Raw genomic sequence first — 19264 nt, 5'->3', positions numbered from 1 at the left:
CTGTACTCATCGGTTTCGATCGATGCCGTTGACCACCCGCTTGCCGATGCTCCAGCGGTGCACTTCCGACGGGCCGTCGTAGATGCGGAAGGCGCGCATGTCCGAAAAGATGCGCGCGACCTCGGACTCGTCGGTCACGCCTTGTCCACCCAGTATCTGCACGCAGCGGTCGGCGACGCGCCACTGAGCTTCCGACGCCAGCACTTTCGTGACGCTCGATTCGTGGATGCCGAGGCGGCCCTGGTCGAGCACCCAGGCGGTATGCCAGATCGACAGGCGCGCCGCGTGCAGATCGATTTCGTTATCCGCGAGCATGAAGCTGACGCCTTCGTGGCTGCCCAGGGGCTTGCCGAAGGCGCTGCGCCGGCGTGCGTAGTCGGTGGCGATGTCGTGCGCGCGCCGCGCCGCGCCGAGCCAGCGCATGCAATGCGTCAGCCGCGCCGGCGAGAGCCGCACTTGCGCGTACTTGAAGCCTTCGCCCGGCTCGCCGAGGATGTCGCGCGCCGGGATGCGCAAGTTCTCCAGCCGCACCACGGCGTGGCCGCCGGGGAAGCAGCGGTCCATGGAGTTCATCAGGCGTTCGACGATGAAGCCGGGGCGGTCGGTGTCGGTCAGGAACATGGTGGCGCGGCCGTCCTCGAGCTTGGCCATGATGATCGCCATCGACGCGCCCTGCGCGCCGGTGGTGAACCATTTGCTGCCGTTGAGGACGAAATCGTCGCCGTCGCGCACCGCCGTCGTGAGCAGCATCGACGGATCCGAGCCGGCCCCCGGCGGCGGTTCCGTCATGCAAAAGCAGGAACGGATCTGGCCGGCGGCGAGCGGCTTGAGCCAGCGCTGCTTGTGCTCCTCGCCGGCGACCGCTTCGAGCAAGTGCATATTGCCTTCGTCGGGCGCGGCGATATTCAGCGCGATCGGGCCGAGCAGGGAGTAGCCGGCCTCCTCGAAGACGATGGCCTTGCTGCGGTGATCCAGGCCGAGACCGCCAAACGCGGCCGACACATGGGACGAGAGCAGTCCCGCCGCGCGGCCCAGCGCGACCAGTTCGTGCCGCAGCTCCTCGGTGGGGCCGTGCGCGGTCAGGCGCTCATCGCGCTCGAACGGGATGATTTTCTCGCGAATGAAGACGCGCACGCGCTCCTGCAGTTCGGCGAGTTGCGGGGAAAGCGAAAAGTCCATAAAGTGTTTCCTGAATATGCGGGTAAGTGGTTGAGCGGCTGCTTCACGCGTCCATGGCGTTGGCGCCGTTGACCCAGGCCGACAGGCCGCTGGTGATCACGGCGCACACGATCGCCTCGGCGATCTCGGCTTCGCTGGCGCCCGCCGTGCGGGCCCCTTTGATATGCACCGACACCAGGGGGCTGTAGTCGGCCGCCAGAACCGTCACCAGCAGCAGCTCCGAAAATTTCTTGCCGAGCGGCGTGCCGTTGATGGTTCCTTCGCGCATCAGGTAGTAGGCGTCGGCGCCAAGCGGCAGCACGTCGAAGAATTTTCCCAGAGAAGGGGGCATGGAGCCGAAGTAGGCGAGGAAGTTTTTTTCGGCCTCGCCGGGAGCGACCTCGATTTCCTGGAGTGCCGCCGCGTCCTGCTGCTGGCCCGGATAGGCGGCCTCGAGCTGCTCGAGGAATTTCAGCGCAGCGGCCTCGCCGCGCACGCTGCTGAGGACGATGGCCGCGGAGGCGGCTTCGTCGAAGCGCAGCCCCAGGTCCCGCGCGCGCCGCAGTTCGCGGCTGGCCATGTCGTGGTAGCCTTTGCTGGTCGCGGCGGCGGCGACGCACAGGGCCTTGACCTTCGCCGGCAGCGCGCCGTCCTCGTTGACGATGTGGCGGAAACGCCCGTAGCCACCCAGTGTCAGGGGGGCGATGCGGCGTAATAAATTGGAATCGAGCAGTGGGCTATTCGGGTTCACGGGCTGTCCTTTATGTGATCAACGTTGGATGCATTGTACGAGCGTCCTAGGACTTCATATACGCCTTGATGCTGGCGTAGTCGCGGCCCTCGTATTTCTTGCACTCCAGCTGGGCGACCGTGCGGCAGTGGACTTCGTCCGGCCCGTCGGTGAGGCGGACGATGCGCGTGTTGGCATACATCTCGGCCAGGCCGAAGTCCTGGGCCACGCCGCCGCCGCCGTGCGCCTGGATCGCCATGTCGACGATCTTCTGGGTCACGCGCGGCGCGATGACCTTGATCATGGCGATTTCATTGCGCGCGACTTTGTTGCCCACGGTATCCATCATATGGGCCGCTTTCAGGCACAGCAGGCGGACCATCTCGATGTCGATGCGCGCGTGGGCGATGCGTTCCTCCCACAGCGAATGCTCATGGATGCGCTTGCCGAAGGCCTCGCGCGACATCAGGCGGACGCACATCTTCTCGAGCGCCACCTCGGCCGTGGCGATATTGCGCATGCAGTGGTGGATGCGGCCCGGTCCGAGGCGGCCCTGGGCGATCTCGAAACCGCGGCCCTCGCCGTAGATGATGTTCTCGGCCGGCACGCGGACGTTCTCCAGGATGATCTCGAAGTGGCCGTGCGGCGCGTGGTCGAAACCGAACACCTCCAGGTGGCGGACGATCTTGATGCCGGGCGTGTCGGCCGGCACCAGTATCATCGATTGCTGGCGGTAGGTTTCGGCATCCGGATCGGTCTTGCCCATGACGATGAAGAACGCGCAGTGCGGATGGCCGGCGCCGGACGACCACCATTTGTGGCCGTTGATGACGTATTCGTCGCCGTCGCGGCGGATCTCGGTGCGGATATTCCTGGCATCCGACGAGGCCACGGCCGGTTCCGTCATGAGGAAGGCGGAGCGGGTGTCGCCGTTGGCCAGGGGCAGCATGAAGCGGCGCTTCTGGTCCGGCGTGCCGTAGCGGTGCAGGACTTCGAAATTGCCCGTGTCCGGCGCCATGCAGTTGAACACTTCGGACGCGAAGTACACGCGTCCCATCAGTTCGGCGATCGGGGCGTACTCCAGATTGGTCAGGCCGACGCTGGTGAAAAATTCGTCGTCGTGCTCCGACGGCGGCATGAACAGGTTCCACAGCCCGGCGGCGCGCGCCTTGGCCTTGAGCTCCTCAAAAATCGGCGTCGTTTCCTTCCACCGGTCGATGGTCTTCTTTTGCTCCTCGTAGATCGGGATGGCCGGATAGATATGTTCGTCCATGAAGGCGCGAACCTTTTCCATCCATTCGACTGATTTTTTTGACTGTTCGAAATCCATGGGGAAGGCTTTCTCAAGAGATGTGGATGCATTCAGAATAATCGACCGTCCGGTCGGTTGTCAAGCGGCGACTGTGTTGCGACATGCGGGCTTGACAATTTTGCGCCGCCGACGATACACTCCATGAATGCGACCGTCCGGTCGGTCGATATTGGTTCAACAAGGAGCTGGCAATGAGCGCAATGAAAGGCAGGGTGGTGCTGGTCACCGGCGGTGCGTCGGGGATCGGCTTTGCGACGGCACGACGCTTCGCCGAGGCGCAAGCGACGGTCATCATCGCCGATCTGGACAAAGCCACGGTGACCGGGGCCGCCGGCGAACTGGCGCGGGAGAAGCTCGATGTGCACGGCATGGTGCTGGACGTGACGCGCGAGGCGCACTGGGCACGGATCATGCGCCAGATCGAGCGGCGCTTTTCGCGCCTTGGCGTGGTCGTCAATAACGCCGGTGTCGGCCGGCCCGGGGCGATCGTCGATACCAGCCTGGCCGATTGGCGCTTTGTCACGTCGGTCAATCTGGACGGCGTGTTCCTGGGGGTGAAGCACGGCATCGAAGCGCTGGCACGCCATGGCGGCGGCGCGATCGTGAATGTATCCTCCATCATCGGCACGGTGGGCACGGTCAACAATGCCGCCTACGCCGCATCCAAAGGCGGTGTGCGCCAGCTTAGCAAGGTGGCCGCGCTCGAATGCGCGGCGGCGGGCAATGGCATACGGGTCAACAGTGTCTTGCCCGGCTACGTGGAAATGCAGCGCAAAGGCGCCAAGAAAATGAGCGGGGAAAAACGCCGGGCCCTGATCGATGCGACCCCGATGGCGCGCTTCGCCACGCCCGCCGAAATCGCTGACGCAATTTATTACCTCGCTTCGGCCGAGTCCAGCTATGTGACCGGTACGGACTTGATCGTCGATGGCGGGTTCACGGCGCAGTAGACGCGACCGTGTCTTGCATTCCCCATTCAACCGTTTTATCTAAAGGAATATCATGACCCAAGCAGTGATAGTATCGACCGCGCGCACCCCGATTTGCAAGAGCTGGCGCGGTGCGCTGAATATGACCCATGGCGCGGATCTGGGTGGACATGTGGTGCGGGCCGCGCTGGCGCGCGCCGGCATCGACCCGGGCGAAGTGGAGGACGTCATTATGGGCTGCGCCACGCCGGAAGGCGCCACGGGCTACGATATCGCGCGGCAAATCGCGCTGCGCGCCGGTTTTCCCGTCAGCGTGCCGGGGGTGACGGTCAACCGTTTCTGCTCGTCCGGACTGCAGGCGATCGCCGACGCCGCCTACCGCGTGCGCGCCGGCGAGGGCGAGGTGTTCGTCGCCGGCGGGGTCGAGTCGATTTCGATGGTGGCGAATGACTTTAACAAGCTGAACCTCGAAAACGAATGGCTGCTGCGCCACCAGCCGGACGTGTATTGGCCGATGTTGCAGACGGCGGAGTTCGTGGCGAAGAAGTACGGGATTTCGCGCGAAGCCCAGGATCACTATGGCGCGCAAAGCCAGCAGCGCGCGTCCCAGGCCAAGCTGGACGGCAGGTTCGCGCAGGAGATCGAAGCCATCGCGGTCAAGACCAGGCTGGTCGACAAGAACACCAAGGTCGAAACGATCACGGAGGTCGTCGCCGGCGAAGACGAGGGCATACGCGCCGGCACCACCTACGAGGCGGTGGCGCAGCTCAAGCCGGTGATCGAGGGCGGGGTCGTCACCGCCGGCAACGCCAGCCAGTTGTCGGACGGCGCGTCGGCTTGCGTGGTGATGAGCGATCGCGCGGCGGCCAGCAAGGGACTGCAGCCGATGGGCGTATTCCGGGGCTTTGCCGTCGCCGGTTGCGAGCCTGCGGAAATGGGGCTTGGTCCCTTGTTCGCGGTGCCCAAGCTGTTGAAAAGGGCGGGGCTGACGGTGGACGATATCGGGCTGTGGGAGCTCAACGAAGCCTTTGCCGTGCAGGCGATTTACTGCCGCGACCAGCTCGGCATATCGAACGACATTTTCAATGTCAACGGGGGGGCGATCGCCATGGGCCATCCGTACGGCATGTCCGGCAGCCGCCTCGTTGGCCATGCGCTCATCGAAGGCAAGCGCCGGGGCGTCAAATATGTCGTCGTCACCATGTGCGTCGGGGCGGGCATGGGGGCTGCAGGCCTGTTCGAAGTGTTGTAAGGAAAAGATTGACACCCGACCAGTCGGTCGATATGCTTGTTTTTATCGCCGGACCCGCGCCCCCGGACGGGGCGCGGCGTCAGGGCGCCGTCCATTACTGCCACAAGGGTCACCATGCTCGTCACGCACACACGCCAACAAATCCGGGAGCGCCGCTATGTGCTGTTCCTGCTGTTCCTGGTGTCGGTATTGAGTTATATCGATCGCACCATCCTGTCTATCCTGCAGGTGCCGATCAAGAGCGACCTTGGCCTGTCCGACGCCCAGCTCGGCGCGCTGACCGGCCTGTCCTTCGCCCTGTTCTATGCCACGCTGGCCCTGCCGATCGCCCGCCTGGCCGACCGCGCCAACCGCTCGCGGCTGGTGGCCGGTTCGCTGGCCATCTGGAGCGGCATGACGGCGCTCACCGGCCTGGCCAGCAGCTTTGCCGGGCTGGTGCTGTTCCGCATCGGCGTGGCGGTCGGCGAGGCAGGCAGTATTCCCGCCACCCATTCGATCATCGCCGACATCTATCCGCCCAAGACGCGCGCCACGGCGCTGGCGTTCTGGGGGCTGTCGCTGCCGGCCGGCCTGATGCTGGGATTTTCCTGCGCCGGGGCGCTTGAGCAGGCGGTCGGCTGGCGGGCCGCCTTCGCCATCATCGGCGGGGCGGGGCTGCTGCTGGCGCCGCTGGTACTGTTGACCATGCGCGAGCCGCAGCGCGGCCGTTACGATCCGCCCAAGCTGGCGGACGCGGTGGCGCCGACGGTGGCGCAAGCCTTGCGCCACCTGTGGCAGCTGCGCGCGTTCCGCTATCTCACTGCGGCCGGCGCCTTTCATGCCTTCGCCTGGTACTCGGTCAATGCCTGGAGCGCGCCGTTCTACGTCCGCGTGCACGGCATGACGCTGTCGCAGGTATCGTTTTACCTGGCCGTGCTCAATGGTGTCGGCAGCGCGGTCGGCATGTATCTGGGCGGCCGCCTGTCCGACTATTTCGGCCAGCGCGACCCGCGCGGCCGCCTGCGCGTGGTGGCGGTGGCGCTGCTGATCATGGTGCCGGCGGCGCTGGCCCAATACCTGGTGGAGTCGCTCACGCTGTCGCTGACGATGGCCGCCATCTCGCTGACGATGATGCTGGTGTATTACGGGCCGGTCATCGCGGTGGCGCAGATGCTGGTGCCGGCCAGCATGCGCGCCTTCACCTCGGCCGTGCTGATGCTGGTGCTCAATCTGTTCGGCCTGGGCCTCGGTCCTTTGGCGACCGGCATGGTCAGCGACTTTTTCGTGGCGCATTTCGGCATGGCGAGCGACTCCTTGCGCTACGCGCTCAGTATCGCCGTGCTGTTTTCGCTGGTGGCGGCCGGCTTGTTCTGGCGCGCCGCCAGCCTGCTGCCGCGCGAGATGCTGCCGGTCGAGGGAAATGACAGCGTCCGCGCGGACGCTGCCGAACTGGCCACTTTGGGGAAATCATGATGTCCATGCAACGCATTATGCTGCGCTCGAAGCTTCATCGCGTCACGGTCACCCAGGCCGACCTGCACTACGAAGGCTCCTGCGGGATCGATGTCGATTTGCTGGAAGCGGCCGATATCCGGGTCAACGAGAAAATCGAGCTCTACAACGTGAACAACGGCGAACGTTTCTCGACGTACGCGATTCCCGGTGTGCGCGGCAGCGGGGAAATTTCCCTGAATGGCGCCGCCGCCCGCCGTGCCCATTTGGGCGACTTGCTGATTATTTGTACCTACGCGCCGATGACGGAAGAGCAGGCCAGCAGTTACCTCCCCAAAATCGTTTTCGTTGACCCGAGCAACAAAATCACCGGGATGAAAAAATAATAGGAAGTGCAATGGAAGTGGGGGCATGCGGGAGTAGCTCGGTTGGACGCAAGCTTGCCAAGGTTGAGGTCGAGCGTTCGAGTCCTTTATTCGAGATTGGCATCGATGCGGCTGATACTCCCTTCAGTATTCAGCGTTATTTCCAGCCAGCCGATTTCATGCCCGAAATCACCTGTGAAATCGACCCGCACCCGGGCTCTGCTGTCACCGAGGCTTTCCATCGACAGGAAACGGGTCACCGTGTGGTAGCCGATAAAATACCGTTCTATGTAGTCACGCACGCCGGCATGGCCGTTGAAACAATGACCTGTCGACGGGTCGTCAATCACTGCGTCCATGCTAAAAAGTACCAGCGCGTGCGTGACGTCAAAGGAATTGGTTGCAGCGATCAAGGCATCGGCGGCTTTGCGCAGCTTGTTCTGGTTCATCAGATCAACTCCCGTGTTGCCAACTTTTGTAGACGAATTCCAGGCTGTAGCCGTCCGGGTCCCTCACTTGCGCTGCATAGTAGCGAGAGTCGTAGTGAGGTTGGGGGGCGGGAGCATGGATCGACGTCGCGCCGGCAGCCAGGGATTCCGCATATGCGGAGTTCACCATGTGCTCGGAATCGGCAACGAAGCCGATATGCACGGCGTCCGGCGCAGCGGCGCCATGCCTCAGCCAAAAAAACATGCAGCCGTTTGCGCCAAATCCCTTGAGGTCCGGATGGCCGGCAGGGCCGTCTTTGCCGTTGTAGTCGAGGCGATTGATGATGCCCAGTGGTGCCAGGGCGGCCGTATAGAAGGCAATGGATCGGTTGATGTCGCTAACCGAAAGGAATATGTGATCCAGCATGGTATGGTTCCTTGTTTACGTGAGCCTGCATATTAGGTGTCGGTATCGAAATCGGCCTGCCATTTCATACCTCAATCCTGCCTATTTCTGCTTTTCGTTACCAGGAAGCCGTCAGTTGAGGTCTAATACTCTGTATGGAAAACCAACTCAATGAGCTTCGGGCATTGACCGCGCATGCCCAGAACCTGCGTACGGAAACGGGCATCCCCCGCGTCGCGATGGTACAGGGGGCCATCCCTGAGCACCGGCTGGCGGCGGTCTATGACCCGATGGTCAATCTGATACTGCGTGGCAGCAAGTCGATGACGGTAGGCGGGCGGACTTTGCACTATGACCCCGCGACGTATTTCGTCATGTCCGTGGGACTGCCTGCGGCGGGATTGGTGCTGCCGTCAGATAGGGGGGAACCCTATCTGGCGGTCAGCCTGACGCTGGACGCCGGCATTATCGCAAATCTGCTCGGCGATCTGCCTGATACCGCCGATCGCCGGGAGCATCAAGAGCATGCCTTCTCTGTGGCGGCCGTGACAGCGGAATTGCTGGATGCCTGGGTGCGGATGCTGCGCTTGATGAACCATGCATCGGACATAGCCGCGCTGGCGCCGGCCTACGAGCGCGAAATCCTCTATCGCGTCTTGCAAGGGCCGATGGGCTGGATGTTGCGCGACATCGCCTCACCTGATTCGGCGCTCGCGCGCGTCAATCAAGCCATCCAGCAAATCCGGCGCAACTATGCCCTGCCGATGCGTGTGGAGGATTTGGCGGATGGCGCAGCCATGAGCATATCGGCCTTCCATCGTCACTTCAAATCCGTCACCGCACTCAGCCCGGTTCAATATCAAAAGCAAATTCGGTTGCTCAACGCCCGCACGCTGCTCATAGCCTCCGGCTACAGCGTTACCGCCGCCGCGCACGAAGTTGGTTACCAAAGTTCTACCCAATTCAGCAGGGAGTATGCGCGTGAGTTTGGCCTGCCGCCCGGAAGAGACGCCATCAGGATCGCTGGCGCAATGCGCTGATGGCGCGCAACTTGAGCGGTATGCGAACTCACCGCTAGCGGGCCTGCGCCATGCTGGCCAGCTTGACGTGGCCGAAGCCGCGTATCCGTTCCGGTACACGGGCCAGACGCAGCAGCTCGGCGTGGTTGTCCGCGCTCAGTTCGCCCGCGATGCGCTCCGTCAGCTGGAAGTAGTCCTCGCGCAGCGCGCGCTCGCGCCGCCGCTCCCCGGTATAGCCGAAGAGATCGAACGGCGTGCCGCGCAAGACCTTGAGCGGCGCCAGCAGCTGAAACGCCGTCAACATCCAGCTGCCGAAACGCATCTTGGCCGGCACCGTGGAGCCCGCGCGCTTGCGGGCCAGCAGCGGCGGCGCCAGATGGAATTCGAGCTTGTACTCACCTTCGAACTGCGCTGCGATCTGTTCCCGGAACGCCGGGTCGGCATGTAGCCGCGCGACCTCGTACTCGTCCTTGTAGGCCATGACCTTGTACAGGTTGCGGGCCACCGCCTTGGCCAGCGGCGTGTTGCGGTTGAGCGGCTGCTCGCGCAACCGCACCCTGCCGACCGCCTCCACGTAGCGGTGGGCATAGCGGGCGTCCTGGTACTTTTCCAGCAAACCGGAGCACAGCGCGATGGTCTCGTCCAGCGACGCCGGCGGCGCGAACTGGATCACCCTGGACCCCGCGCCGCCCAGCGCGGCCAGTCCCGCGCGGTCGGTGGCGGCCAGCCGGCCCACCGCGAACGCGCGCTTGTTCATGTCCACCGCGACGTTATTGAGTTCGATCGCGCGCATCAACGCCGCCAGGCCGACCGGCACCAGGCCCCGTTGCCACGCATAGCCCAGCATCAGGATGTTGGCGGCGATCGGATCGCCCAGCAGGCGCGCCGCCAGCCGGTGGGTGTTGAGCGTGTCGACGCGTTCGGCGCCGGCCGCGTGGGCGATCTTTTCCAGCAGCGCGGGCAGCTGCACGCTGGCGTCGGGATTGCGGGTGAATTCGGCGGTCGGGATCTCCTGCTCGTTGCCGACCACCCGGGTATGGCCGTGGCGCATGACGGACAGGGCGTCCGGCATCGCCGCCACCACCAGGTCGCAGGCCAGTACGGCGTCGGCCTGCTGCAGGTCGATGCGCACCTGGTGCAGCTCGGACGTCGAGCGCGCCACCCGCAGATGCGACATCACCGCGCCGCCTTTCTGGGCGAACCCCATGAAGTCCAGCGTGGACGCGCCTTTGCCTTCCAGGTGGGCCGCCATGGCGATCAGCGCGCCGATGGTGACCACGCCGGTGCCGCCGACGCCGGCCACCAGCATTTCGAACGGCCGCTCCAGCGCGCACGGCGCGGGCAGCGGCGTGGCCGCCAGCAGGCGCTCCAACTGTTCCAGGCTGGTGGTGGCGGCCGGCTTTTTCAGACTGCCGCCCACCACCGACACGAAACTGGGGCAGAAGCCTTCGACGCAGGAATAGTCCTTGTTGCAGGACGATTGCTCGATCTGGCGCTTGCGGCCCAGCGGCGTCTCCAGCGGCAGGATCGACAGGCAGTTCGACTGCACGCCGCAGTCGCCGCAGCCTTCGCACACGGCCGGATTGATGACCATGCGGCGCGGCGGATCGGGGAACACCGTCAGGTCCGGGCGGTTCTTCTTGCGGCGTCGGCGTTTCTCGGCGGCGCAGGTCTGGTCGTACACCAGCACGGTGACGCCGGCGATCTCGCGCAGCAGGCGTTGCATGGCATCGAGTTCGCGGCGGTGATGCACGGTGACGCCGGCCGCCAGATCCACGCCGGCATAGCGTTCCGGCTCGTCGGTCACCACCACCACCTTGGCCGCGCCTTCGCTGCTGACCTGCTGGACGATCTGCGGCACGGTCAATTTGCCGTCCACCGGCTGGCCGCCGGTCATGGCCACCGCATCGTTGTACAGGATCTTGTAGGTGATGTTGGTGCGCGCCGCGATGGCCTGGCGGATCGCCAGGTAGCCGGAGTGGTAATAAGTGCCGTCGCCCAGATTCTGGAACACGTGCGGCTCCCTGGTGAAGCGCGAGGCCCCTACCCACGGCGCCCCTTCGCCGCCCATCTGGGTCAGGTTGACGGTGTCGCGGTCCATCCAGGTGGCCATGAAGTGGCAGCCGATGCCCGCCAGCGCGCGGCTGCCTTCCGGCACCCTGGTGGAGGTGTTGTGCGGACAGCCGGAGCAGAAGTAGGGTGTGCGCTTGACCGCGTCGCCGGCGTTGGACAGCAGGTCGGCGGCGCAGAAGCGCGGCAGGTGCTGTTCCAGCCCCAGAGCCGGCAGCTGCGGCGCCAGCCAGCGGATCAGCGCCGGCGCGATGCGCGAAGGGCGCAGCTCGCCCAGCGCGGACAGCAGCGGCTGCCCTTGCAGGTCGGTCTTGCCCAGCACCTGCGGACGGCTGGCCGGCGGCTGGTTGTACAGCAGGGTCTTGAGCTGATCCTCGATCACCGCGCCTTTTTCCTCGACCACCAGCAACTGCCGCAGGCCGTCGGCGAACGCGGCGAGCCGGCTCCGTTCCAGCGGGTAGGTCAGGCCCGGCTTGTACAGCCGTATGCCCAGCTGTGCCAGCCGCTCCGGCCCCAGGTCCATGCGCCGCAGCGCCTCCAGCAGATCCAGGTAGGCCTTGCCGGCGCTGATGATGCCCAGCGTGGCGCCGGGCGCGGCCACCACCATCCGGTCGATCGCATGGGTGCGGGCAAAGGCTTGCACCGCTTCCAGCTTGTCGGCCATGCGCTGTTCGATGCCCAGGCCCGGCAGGTCCGGCCAACGCACATGCAGGCCGCCTGGCGGCGGAGCATAGTCCAGCGGATCGGCATAGCTGCGCGGCGCCGGAATCTGCACCACGGCGCCGCCTTCGACTGTCTCGGAGATCGCCTTGAACCCGACCCAGGCGCCGCTGAAGCGCGACAGCGCCCAGCCGTAGGGACCGAATTCCAGGTACTCCTCGATATTGGCCGGATTGAGCACCGGCATACCCCAGGCCATCATCGCCTGCTCGCTCTGGTGCGGCATGGACGACGACACGCAACCGTGGTCGTCGCCCAGCACCACCAGCACGCCGCCATGCGGCGAGCTGCCGTAGGCGTTGCCGTGCTTGAGCGCGTCGCCGGAGCGGTCGACGCCGGGACCCTTGCCGTACCACATGGCAAACACGCCGTCGACCGTGCGTGCGGGATCGTTCTCCACCTGCTGCGTGCCGAGGACCGCGCTGGCCGCCAGGTCTTCATTGATGGCGGGCAGGAACTCGATCTGGTGTTCCTGCAGCTGCCGCCTGGCGCGCCACATCTCCTGGTCGACCGCCCCCAGCGGCGAGCCGCGGTAGCCGCTGACGAAGCCCGCGCTGCGCAGGCCGCGGGCGGCGTCGGCCTGCCGCTGGCTGATCATCAAGCGCACCAGTGCTTGCGTGCCGGTGATGAAAATGCGGCCGCTCTGGCGTCGCAGCTTGTCTTCCAGGCGGTAGTCCGCATCGGCCAGCACTTCGTCTCCCGGCGGCGGCAGTTGTTCTCTCGATCCCATCTAAGCTCCTTTGCTTCCTTGTGCTGCGCTAATCAGAATGCCACGTCGACGCGCGCATACATTTGACGGCCGTTGATACCGATCGGGCAGGTCTCCCAGCAGTAGGTGAAGCCCAGCTGCGGGAACGGGAAGGCCTTGGTCTTGTCCCATGCGGTCGGATAGGTGTTGAACAGATTGGTGGCGCCGGCCGTCAGGCTGATACGCTTGGTGAAGTTGTAGCGCACCGACGCGTCCACCAGCCACTTGGCATCCCAGGTCTGGATGTAGGGCGCGGTAAAGCCCTGGCCCTGCACCGAACCGTAATAGCTGGCGCGGGTGTTCAGGTTCCACGGGCCGGTGCTGTAGTCGGCCGCCACCGCGTGATGCACGCGCGGCTGGCCATGCTCGATCAAGGTGACCTGCGCGTCGTCGAACAGCTGGGTTCCGCTCAGCAGGCTCGATTGCGAATGGCGCTTGGTGACTTCGGTCTTGTTGAAGCCCAGCTGGCCGGACAGCACCAGCTTGCCGCCGGCGACGCTGCTGGTGTGCTCGGCCACCACATCGAGGCCGGTGGTGCGGGTGTCGATGGCGTTGGTGAAGAACTGGGCCTGGCCGACCTTGAGCGGATCGAGGATGGCCTTGATCGGGCAGTCGGCGGCGGTGGCGCACGGGCCGGACTCCGGCGCGATATTGCTGGAGAAGACGATGCGGTCCTTGATATCGGTGCGATACAGGTCGGCCGTCACCGACATGTTGGCGGCCGGGCGCAGCACCAGGCCGATGCTGCCGCTGCGCGAGGTCTCCTGCTTCAGCGGCGGGATGCCGAGCGCGGTGGTGACGGCGCTGCCTTCACGCGCCGTCAGGGTCTCGGTCAGCACGCCGGCCGCGTTCAGGTTGGTCGACACCGAACTGTAGAACTTCTGCTGCACGCTCGGCGCGCGGAAGCCGGTCGATACGCTGCCGCGCAGGCCGAGCACGCGCGACGGGTCGTAGCGCAGGCTCAGTTTCCCGGTGGTGGTGTTGCCGAAGTCCGAGTACTTCTCGTGGCGCACGGCGGCGGCGGCCAGCAGCTGCTCGGTCAACTGGCTCTCGCCATCCAGATACAGCGCGATGTTATGGCGGCTGTCGTCCACCGCGGTGGATGGCGTATAGCCGGGGAAGCCCTGGGTGCCCGAGGCCGCGATGCCGCCGGCCTGGTCGACGATCTTGATGGCGGGGTTGTTGCTGCGGCCGTACTGGTAGGACACCGGGTCGCCGGCCTCGATCGCGTAGCCGTCCTTGCGGTATTCGAAACCGGTGGCCAGGAAGATCTTCTGGCCGCCCAGCACCAGTGGCCCTTTCAGGTCGGCGTTGAAGGTGGTCTGGCGGAACTTCAGGCGTCCGGTATCGGCTTCCAGCGGCGATTCGGCGTAGATGCCGCCATCGGCCTTGGGCTCATACCAGTAGCTGACGTTGAGTGTATTGCGTTCATGGAAATCGAGTTCGCTGCGGCCGTGGTTCACGCTGAGGTCGAACTTCCACTCGCCGGGCAGGTCGCGGCGGTAGCCGAAGGCGAAGGAGGCGTCCTTCACGGTGGTCATGATGTTCGGCAGGAAGCCGTTCGGATAGACCGCCGGCACGTTGCGGCCGTCGCCGCCGGGGCGGAAGAAGCCGGCCGAATCGCCGGTGCGCCTGGACACGCCGCCGAAGGCGTACAACTCGCCGTCCTTGTCCACCGGCAGCGCCGCGTTCCACCACAGGTAGCTGTCCTTGGCCAGGCTGTCGCCGATGCGCTGGGTGACGCGGGGCGGGTCGACCCGCAGCGAGTCGACGCCGGCGCGGTTGGTTTCGCCGCGGCGGCGCGCCTCCAGCGACAGGTTGAGGAAGCCGCCATCCTCGCCCAGCGTGAAGCCGCGATTGACGCTGCCCGACACCAGGTTGCCGTCATGTTCGGCGGTGGTGCCGATTTCGCTGCTGATCTGGGTTTCGCTGGTCTGCGACTTGAGCACGATGTTGATCACGCCGGCGATGGCGTCGGAACCGTATTGGGCGGCGGCGCCGTCGCGCAGCACCTCGATGTGGTGGATGGCCGACAGCGGGATGGCGTTGATGTCGGTGCCGGCCGAGCCGCGGCCGACCGTCTGCTGCACGTTGACCAGCGCCTGCTGGTGGCGGCGCTTGCCGTTGACCAGCACCAGCAGCTGGTCGGGGCCCAGGCCGCGCAGGGTGGCCGGACGGATGATGTCGGTGCCGTCGCTGATGAAGGTCGAGGAGAAGTTGAACGACGGATCGAGCGTCTGCAGCAGCTTGCCCAGCTCCAGCGGCCCGGCGCTCTGCATGTCCTTGATGTTGATCAGGTCGACCGGCGAGGCGGTATCCAGCGCCGTCTTGGCGGCCGAGCGCGAGCCCAGCACCACCACCGAGGTGGGGGTGTCCGCCTGTTGCGCCTGGACTGGATGTAACGCCATCAACAAGGCGCTGGCCATCAGGCCCAGACGCAGTTTGCCGGTGTCGGAGGAAAGGGGATTGCATGGACGACGATTCATGTGCGGTTCTCTCGATTAGAAATAGTTGTGGCGGCGGCGCTGTCGCACCACCGTTGGGACTGCGCTACTGATGCATCGCATGGCGTTCAAGGCTCGCCAGCTGATGAAAAGTTTATCGCGCGGTCCGCGCACAATGTGACGGTTCTTATCGAGAAATACCGTGTTTCATGCACGGTTTGTGCATGATTTCAACAAAAGTCCGGAACCGCTCAGGGCGCGAACTTGATGCGCTTCTTGCTTTCGACCGGCTGCATCACATGGTCGAGCGGCAGCACGTGGGTCTGCTTGACCTTGTCCAGCGTGACGTTGGAATGCACGTTGGTGATGCCGGGCAGGCGCAGCAGGTGCTTGGACACAAACTCGGAAAACGCGGCCAGGTCCGGCGCCACGATGCGCAGCAGGTAGTCCGCCTCGCCGGTCAGCGAGAAGCACTCCAGTATCTGCGGCAGCTTGCGCACCTCGCGCTCGAACTTGGCGATGGCCGCGTCGTTGTGGCGGTCCATGGTGACCTGGGTGAACACCATCACGTCCAGGCCCACCGCCACCGGGTCGAGGATGGCGGCATAGTGGTCGACCACGCGCGCTTCCTCCAGCCGCTGCACCCGGCGGCTGATCTGCGACGCCGACAGGTGCACTTTTTCACCCAGGCCGCTGTTGGTGGCGTGGCCATCGCGCTGCAGTTCGGTCAGCAGCTGGATGTCGTATCGGTCTACGGAAATGGCGGTCATGGAATCCTCACAGGATGGTTATGCACAAAACGTGCGTGAAGCCACGAGTATTGCACACAAAACCGTCACATATTGCGTAAACCACGCGATAGACTGGGCCGCACACACTGTCAAAGGAGAATCCGATGTTCCAGCATATCGAAGGCTATCCCGGCGATCCGGTCCTGACCCTGAACGAAGATTTCCACCGCGACCAGCGCAGCGCCAAGGTCAATCTTGGCATCGGCGTCTACACCGACGGCAGCGGCGTGCTGCCGGTGATGAGTGCCGTCGCCAGGGCCGAGGCGGCGCTGCTGGCACGCTCCCCGGCGCGACCCTACCTGCCGATGGAAGGCGCGCCGGCGTACCGCCGGCTGATCCAGCAATTGCTGTTCGGCGCCGGGCATGAGGCGGTGACCGGCGGGCGCATCGCCACCGTGCAGACATTGGGCGGCTCCGGTGCGCTCCGGCTGGGCGCCGATTTCCTGCAGCAGTTTTTCGGCCAGGCCAGGGTCTGGGTCAGCGACCCGAGCTGGGACAACCACCGCGCCATCTTTGCCGGCGCCGGCTGCGGCATCGGCAGCTATCGCTATTACCGGCGCGAGCAGCGCGACGTCGACTTTGCCGCCATGCTGGCCGCATGCGACACGATGCAGGAAGGCGACGTGATGCTGCTGCACGCCTGCTGCCACAATCCGACCGGCGCCGACCTCAGTCACGAGCAATGGCGGCAGCTGGCGGCCGCGCTGCGCAAGCGCAAGCTGGTGCCCTTTTTCGACGTCGCCTACCAGGGCTTCGGCGCCGGCCTGGAGGACGACAGCTACGCGCTGCGCCATTTCGCCGAGCAAGGGATGACGTTCTTCGTCGCCAGCTCCTGCTCGAAGAATTTTTCGCTGTATGGGGAACGGGTCGGGTCGCTGAGCGTGGTCTGTCCGGACGCAAGCCAGGCCGACACGGTGCTGGGCCAGTTGAAGGCCGCCGTGCGCCGCAGCTATTCCAGTCCGCCGGGACATGGCGCCGCGGTGGTGGCGGCGGTGCTGGGCAGCGCGCCGCTGCGCGCCGAATGGGCGGCCGAAATGGAAGCCATGCGGCTGCGCATCGCCGCCATGCGCGCCGGCCTGTGCACGCTGCTGGCCGCGCAAGCGCCGGGTCACGACTTTGATTACCTGCTTGGCCAGCGCGGCATGTTCGGCTATACGGGATTGTCGCTGTCGCAGGTGGCGGCGTTGCGCGATGCCCATGGCGTCTATCTGGTGGGGAGCGGCCGCCTGTGCATGGCGGCGCTGACGCCGGCCAACCTGGAATACGTGGCCGCCGCCCTGGCCGAGGTGCTGCGGCGCGGCGGCGCGGGAGGCCGGCCATGCTGAACCGCTACCTGTTGGGCGACGCGCGCCTGCACCGCCGGGTCCAGGCGGCAACCAGGGTGCTGGCCTACCTGATCCGGCGCGCGCCGCGCCCGGCCAGCCTGGAGCAGCTGGTGCGCGATACCGGGCTGGCCGAGCGCACGACCGCCGCGACCTGCGAGGCGCTGCGCTGCGCGGGCTTGATCGGCAATGAATTCCAGGCCGAGATCGCGCAGCACATGCCGGCGGGGCAGCGGGGCGGCTGGACGCTGCGTTGCGACCCCGCGATGGTGACGCTGGAGACGGTATTCATCGCGCTGGCCGGACCGCTGGTCCAGCTGCGGGATCCGCGCGCGACGGCCGAGGCGGACCTGTTTTGCCGTTCGGCCGACCTGTTCATCAGCCAGGCCACGCTGAACATCAACGTCGCATTGCTGGCGCACCTGCGGCAATTCACGCTCAGCCAGATCGGCCTGACGTCGGCCGCCCGCTGGCAGCCGCTGCCCATGCCGCGCAAACGCCGCCTGAACCCGATCGCGGCACCGGCCGCGGACGCGTTCACGGCGTTCCAGTGACCGCGGCGTCGCTGCGCCAGGCCTTCGCGCCGGAGGCCTGCAGCACCGAATTCCTGCGCGCATAGCCGAAATAGACCACCAGCCCGGCGGACAGCCAGACCAGGAAGGCGATCCAGGTCAGCGCGCTCAGATACGTCATCAGCGTCACGCAAAACAGCACGGCCAATGCCGGAATCACCGGCACGCCGGGACAGCGGAACGCGCGGTGCAGGTCCGGGCGCTTCTTGCGCAGGATGACCACCGCCACCGAGACCAGGCAGAACGCGGCCAGGGTGCCGATGTTGATCAACTCGGCCAGCACGTGCAGCGGCACCACGGCGGCGATCAGGCCGAACACGATGCCCACCAGCCAGGTGGCGAAGAACGGCGTGTGGAAGCGCGGATGCACCTTCGACAGGCGCTTCGGCAGCAGGCCGTCGCGCGACATGGCGAAGATGACACGGGTCTGGCCGTAGGCCATCACCAGGATCACGGTGGTCATGCCCAGGATCGCGCCCAGGTCGACGAAGCCGGCCACCCAGTTTTCGCCCGCGTATTTGAGCGCCAGCGAGACCGGATGGTCGACGCCGAGGAAGCGCTGGTAAGGCACGATGCCGGTCATGATGGCCGACACCACGACATACAGCAGCGTGCACACGGCCAGCGAGCCGATGATGCCGATCGGCAGATCGCGCTCGGGGCGTTTGACCTCCTCGGCGGCCGAGGTCACGGCGTCGAAGCCGATGAAGGCGAAGAACACCAGCGCGGAGGCGCTCAGCATGCCGTTGTAGCCAAACGGCATGAACGGACGCCAGTTGGCCGGCTGCACGTGGCGCGCGCCGACGGCGATAAACAGCAGCACCACGCCGACCTTGATCGCCACCATGACGTTGTTCAGGCGGGCCGACTCGCGCACGCCCCAGCTCAGCATCGCTGTCAGCACCAGCATGATGCACAGCGCCGGCAGGTTGATCCACGTGGTGACGCCGGGCAGCGCGCCGGGGGCGGCCGTCAGGGCGGCCGGAAGATGGACGCCGAAGCCGGCGATCAGCGACTGGAAGTAGCCGGACCAGCCGACCGAGACCGCCGACGTGGCCAGGCCGTATTCGAGCAGCAGGTCCCAGCCTATCATCCAGGCGGCCAGTTCGCCCAGCGTGGCGTAGGTGTAGGTGTAGATCGAGCCCGCGACCGGCACGGCGGAGGCGAATTCCGCGTAGCACAGCGCGGCGAAGCAGCAGGCGATGGCGGCCACCACGAACGACAGCGCCAACGCCGGTCCGGCGGTGACGGCGCCGGTGCCGGTCAGCACGAAAATGCCGGTGCCGACAATGGCGCCTATGCCCATCAGCAGCAGGTCGAACGGCCCCAGCACTTTGGCCAGGCCGCCCGGTTTGCGGCTGGCCGCGATCATGTCATCGAGATTCTTGGTTCTGAAAATACTCACGCTGCTTCTCCAGGTTAGATGCGGTGGGCGAACGGAGAAGATTATCGGCGTAGCCTTTCAGAATTATGTTTGGAAATATGGGCTAGGTGCCGAAGCAATAGTTTCGGTGCGATGGTGTGCCGTTTTCATCAATGACGTTGGCCATTTGGCTGCCAGTACCGC

General features: G+C 65.4%; 16 protein-coding genes. 7 read left to right on the top strand and 9 right to left on the bottom strand.

What is annotated here, in order from left to right; genetic code table 11:
* Nucleotides 1–6: 6 nt before the first annotated feature.
* Genes ACSQ3S_RS21795 through ACSQ3S_RS21785 form a run of 3 tightly spaced genes read right to left on the bottom strand, consistent with a single transcriptional unit; the run spans nucleotide 7 to nucleotide 3218 of the window.
* A complete protein-coding gene (locus tag ACSQ3S_RS21795; RefSeq protein ID WP_413448797.1) occupies nucleotides 7–1179 on the bottom strand; it encodes an acyl-CoA dehydrogenase family protein in 1173 nt (390 codons plus the stop codon).
* Nucleotides 1180–1222: 43 nt separating this feature from the next.
* On the bottom strand, nucleotides 1223–1909 hold the full coding sequence (locus tag ACSQ3S_RS21790) for a carboxymuconolactone decarboxylase family protein (RefSeq protein WP_353403167.1): 687 nt from the start codon (nucleotides 1907–1909) through the stop codon (nucleotides 1223–1225).
* A 46-nt stretch (nucleotides 1910–1955) separates the two neighbouring features.
* Nucleotides 1956–3218: an acyl-CoA dehydrogenase family protein gene (locus tag ACSQ3S_RS21785; RefSeq protein ID WP_436143749.1), complete on the bottom strand. Its 1263-nt coding sequence runs from the start codon at nucleotides 3216–3218 to the stop codon at nucleotides 1956–1958.
* A 173-nt stretch (nucleotides 3219–3391) separates the two neighbouring features.
* Here ACSQ3S_RS21785 and ACSQ3S_RS21780 point away from each other — a divergent pair, with 173 nt between their 5' ends.
* The 4 genes from ACSQ3S_RS21780 to panD all read left to right on the top strand — a co-directional run bounded on the left by ACSQ3S_RS21780 (nucleotide 3392) and on the right by panD (nucleotide 7198).
* Complete coding sequence (locus ACSQ3S_RS21780) at nucleotides 3392–4150, top strand: SDR family NAD(P)-dependent oxidoreductase (RefSeq protein WP_353403169.1); 759 nt, start codon at nucleotides 3392–3394, stop codon at nucleotides 4148–4150.
* Nucleotides 4151–4202: 52 nt separating this feature from the next.
* Entirely contained in the window at nucleotides 4203–5381 is a 1179-nt protein-coding gene (locus ACSQ3S_RS21775) for an acetyl-CoA C-acyltransferase (protein WP_436143748.1), read from the top strand.
* Nucleotides 5382–5495: 114 nt separating this feature from the next.
* Nucleotides 5496–6833, top strand: coding sequence for a spinster family MFS transporter (locus ACSQ3S_RS21770; RefSeq protein WP_436143747.1), 1338 nt, complete (start codon nucleotides 5496–5498; stop codon nucleotides 6831–6833).
* A 5-nt stretch (nucleotides 6834–6838) separates the two neighbouring features.
* Nucleotides 6839–7198 (top strand): aspartate 1-decarboxylase, encoded by a 360-nt coding sequence (gene panD, locus ACSQ3S_RS21765; RefSeq protein ID WP_436145062.1) that lies wholly within the window; start codon nucleotides 6839–6841, stop codon nucleotides 7196–7198.
* An 86-nt stretch (nucleotides 7199–7284) separates the two neighbouring features.
* Here the strand turns inward: panD and ACSQ3S_RS21760 are convergent, their stop codons facing one another.
* A complete protein-coding gene (locus ACSQ3S_RS21760; RefSeq protein WP_436143746.1) occupies nucleotides 7285–7626 on the bottom strand; it encodes a nuclear transport factor 2 family protein in 342 nt (113 codons plus the stop codon).
* Between the two features lie 4 nt (nucleotides 7627–7630).
* Nucleotides 7631–8032 (bottom strand): VOC family protein, encoded by a 402-nt coding sequence (locus tag ACSQ3S_RS21755; RefSeq protein ID WP_436143745.1) that lies wholly within the window; start codon nucleotides 8030–8032, stop codon nucleotides 7631–7633.
* Nucleotides 8033–8166: 134 nt separating this feature from the next.
* Here ACSQ3S_RS21755 and ACSQ3S_RS21750 point away from each other — a divergent pair, with 134 nt between their 5' ends.
* Nucleotides 8167–9051 (top strand): AraC family transcriptional regulator, encoded by an 885-nt coding sequence (locus tag ACSQ3S_RS21750; protein WP_436143744.1) that lies wholly within the window; start codon nucleotides 8167–8169, stop codon nucleotides 9049–9051.
* 34 nt (nucleotides 9052–9085) lie between these two features.
* Here the strand turns inward: ACSQ3S_RS21750 and ACSQ3S_RS21745 are convergent, their stop codons facing one another.
* The 3 genes from ACSQ3S_RS21745 to ACSQ3S_RS21735 form a co-directional block, all read right to left on the bottom strand.
* Nucleotides 9086–12550, bottom strand: coding sequence for an indolepyruvate ferredoxin oxidoreductase family protein (locus ACSQ3S_RS21745; RefSeq protein WP_436143743.1), 3465 nt, complete (start codon nucleotides 12548–12550; stop codon nucleotides 9086–9088).
* A 32-nt stretch (nucleotides 12551–12582) separates the two neighbouring features.
* Nucleotides 12583–15054: a TonB-dependent receptor plug domain-containing protein gene (locus ACSQ3S_RS21740; RefSeq protein ID WP_436143742.1), complete on the bottom strand. Its 2472-nt coding sequence runs from the start codon at nucleotides 15052–15054 to the stop codon at nucleotides 12583–12585.
* Between the two features lie 209 nt (nucleotides 15055–15263).
* Nucleotides 15264–15782, bottom strand: a complete 519-nt coding sequence (locus ACSQ3S_RS21735) for an Lrp/AsnC family transcriptional regulator (protein WP_353403175.1) — start codon at nucleotides 15780–15782, stop codon at nucleotides 15264–15266.
* 125 nt (nucleotides 15783–15907) lie between these two features.
* Between ACSQ3S_RS21735 and ACSQ3S_RS21730 the strand changes: the two genes are divergently transcribed.
* A complete protein-coding gene (locus tag ACSQ3S_RS21730) occupies nucleotides 15908–17128 on the top strand; it encodes an aromatic amino acid transaminase (RefSeq protein ID WP_436143741.1) in 1221 nt (406 codons plus the stop codon).
* Nucleotides 17122–17679, top strand: coding sequence for an Rrf2 family transcriptional regulator (locus ACSQ3S_RS21725; RefSeq protein ID WP_436143740.1), 558 nt, complete (start codon nucleotides 17122–17124; stop codon nucleotides 17677–17679). Before ACSQ3S_RS21730 ends, ACSQ3S_RS21725 begins: the two co-directional genes overlap by 7 nt.
* On the opposite strand, the gene ACSQ3S_RS21720 is transcribed toward ACSQ3S_RS21725, so the two are convergent.
* Nucleotides 17663–19102, bottom strand: a complete 1440-nt coding sequence (locus tag ACSQ3S_RS21720) for an amino acid permease (protein ID WP_436143739.1) — start codon at nucleotides 19100–19102, stop codon at nucleotides 17663–17665. The two genes, ACSQ3S_RS21725 and ACSQ3S_RS21720, sit on opposite strands and share 17 nt — an antisense overlap.
* Between the last annotated feature and the right edge of the window lie 162 nt (nucleotides 19103–19264).

The organism is Duganella sp. LjRoot269 (genome assembly GCF_964254095.1).
GTDB lineage: Bacteria > Pseudomonadota > Gammaproteobacteria > Burkholderiales > Burkholderiaceae_D > Rugamonas > Rugamonas hordei.
This window is presented reverse-complemented; position numbering and strand designations above follow the sequence as displayed.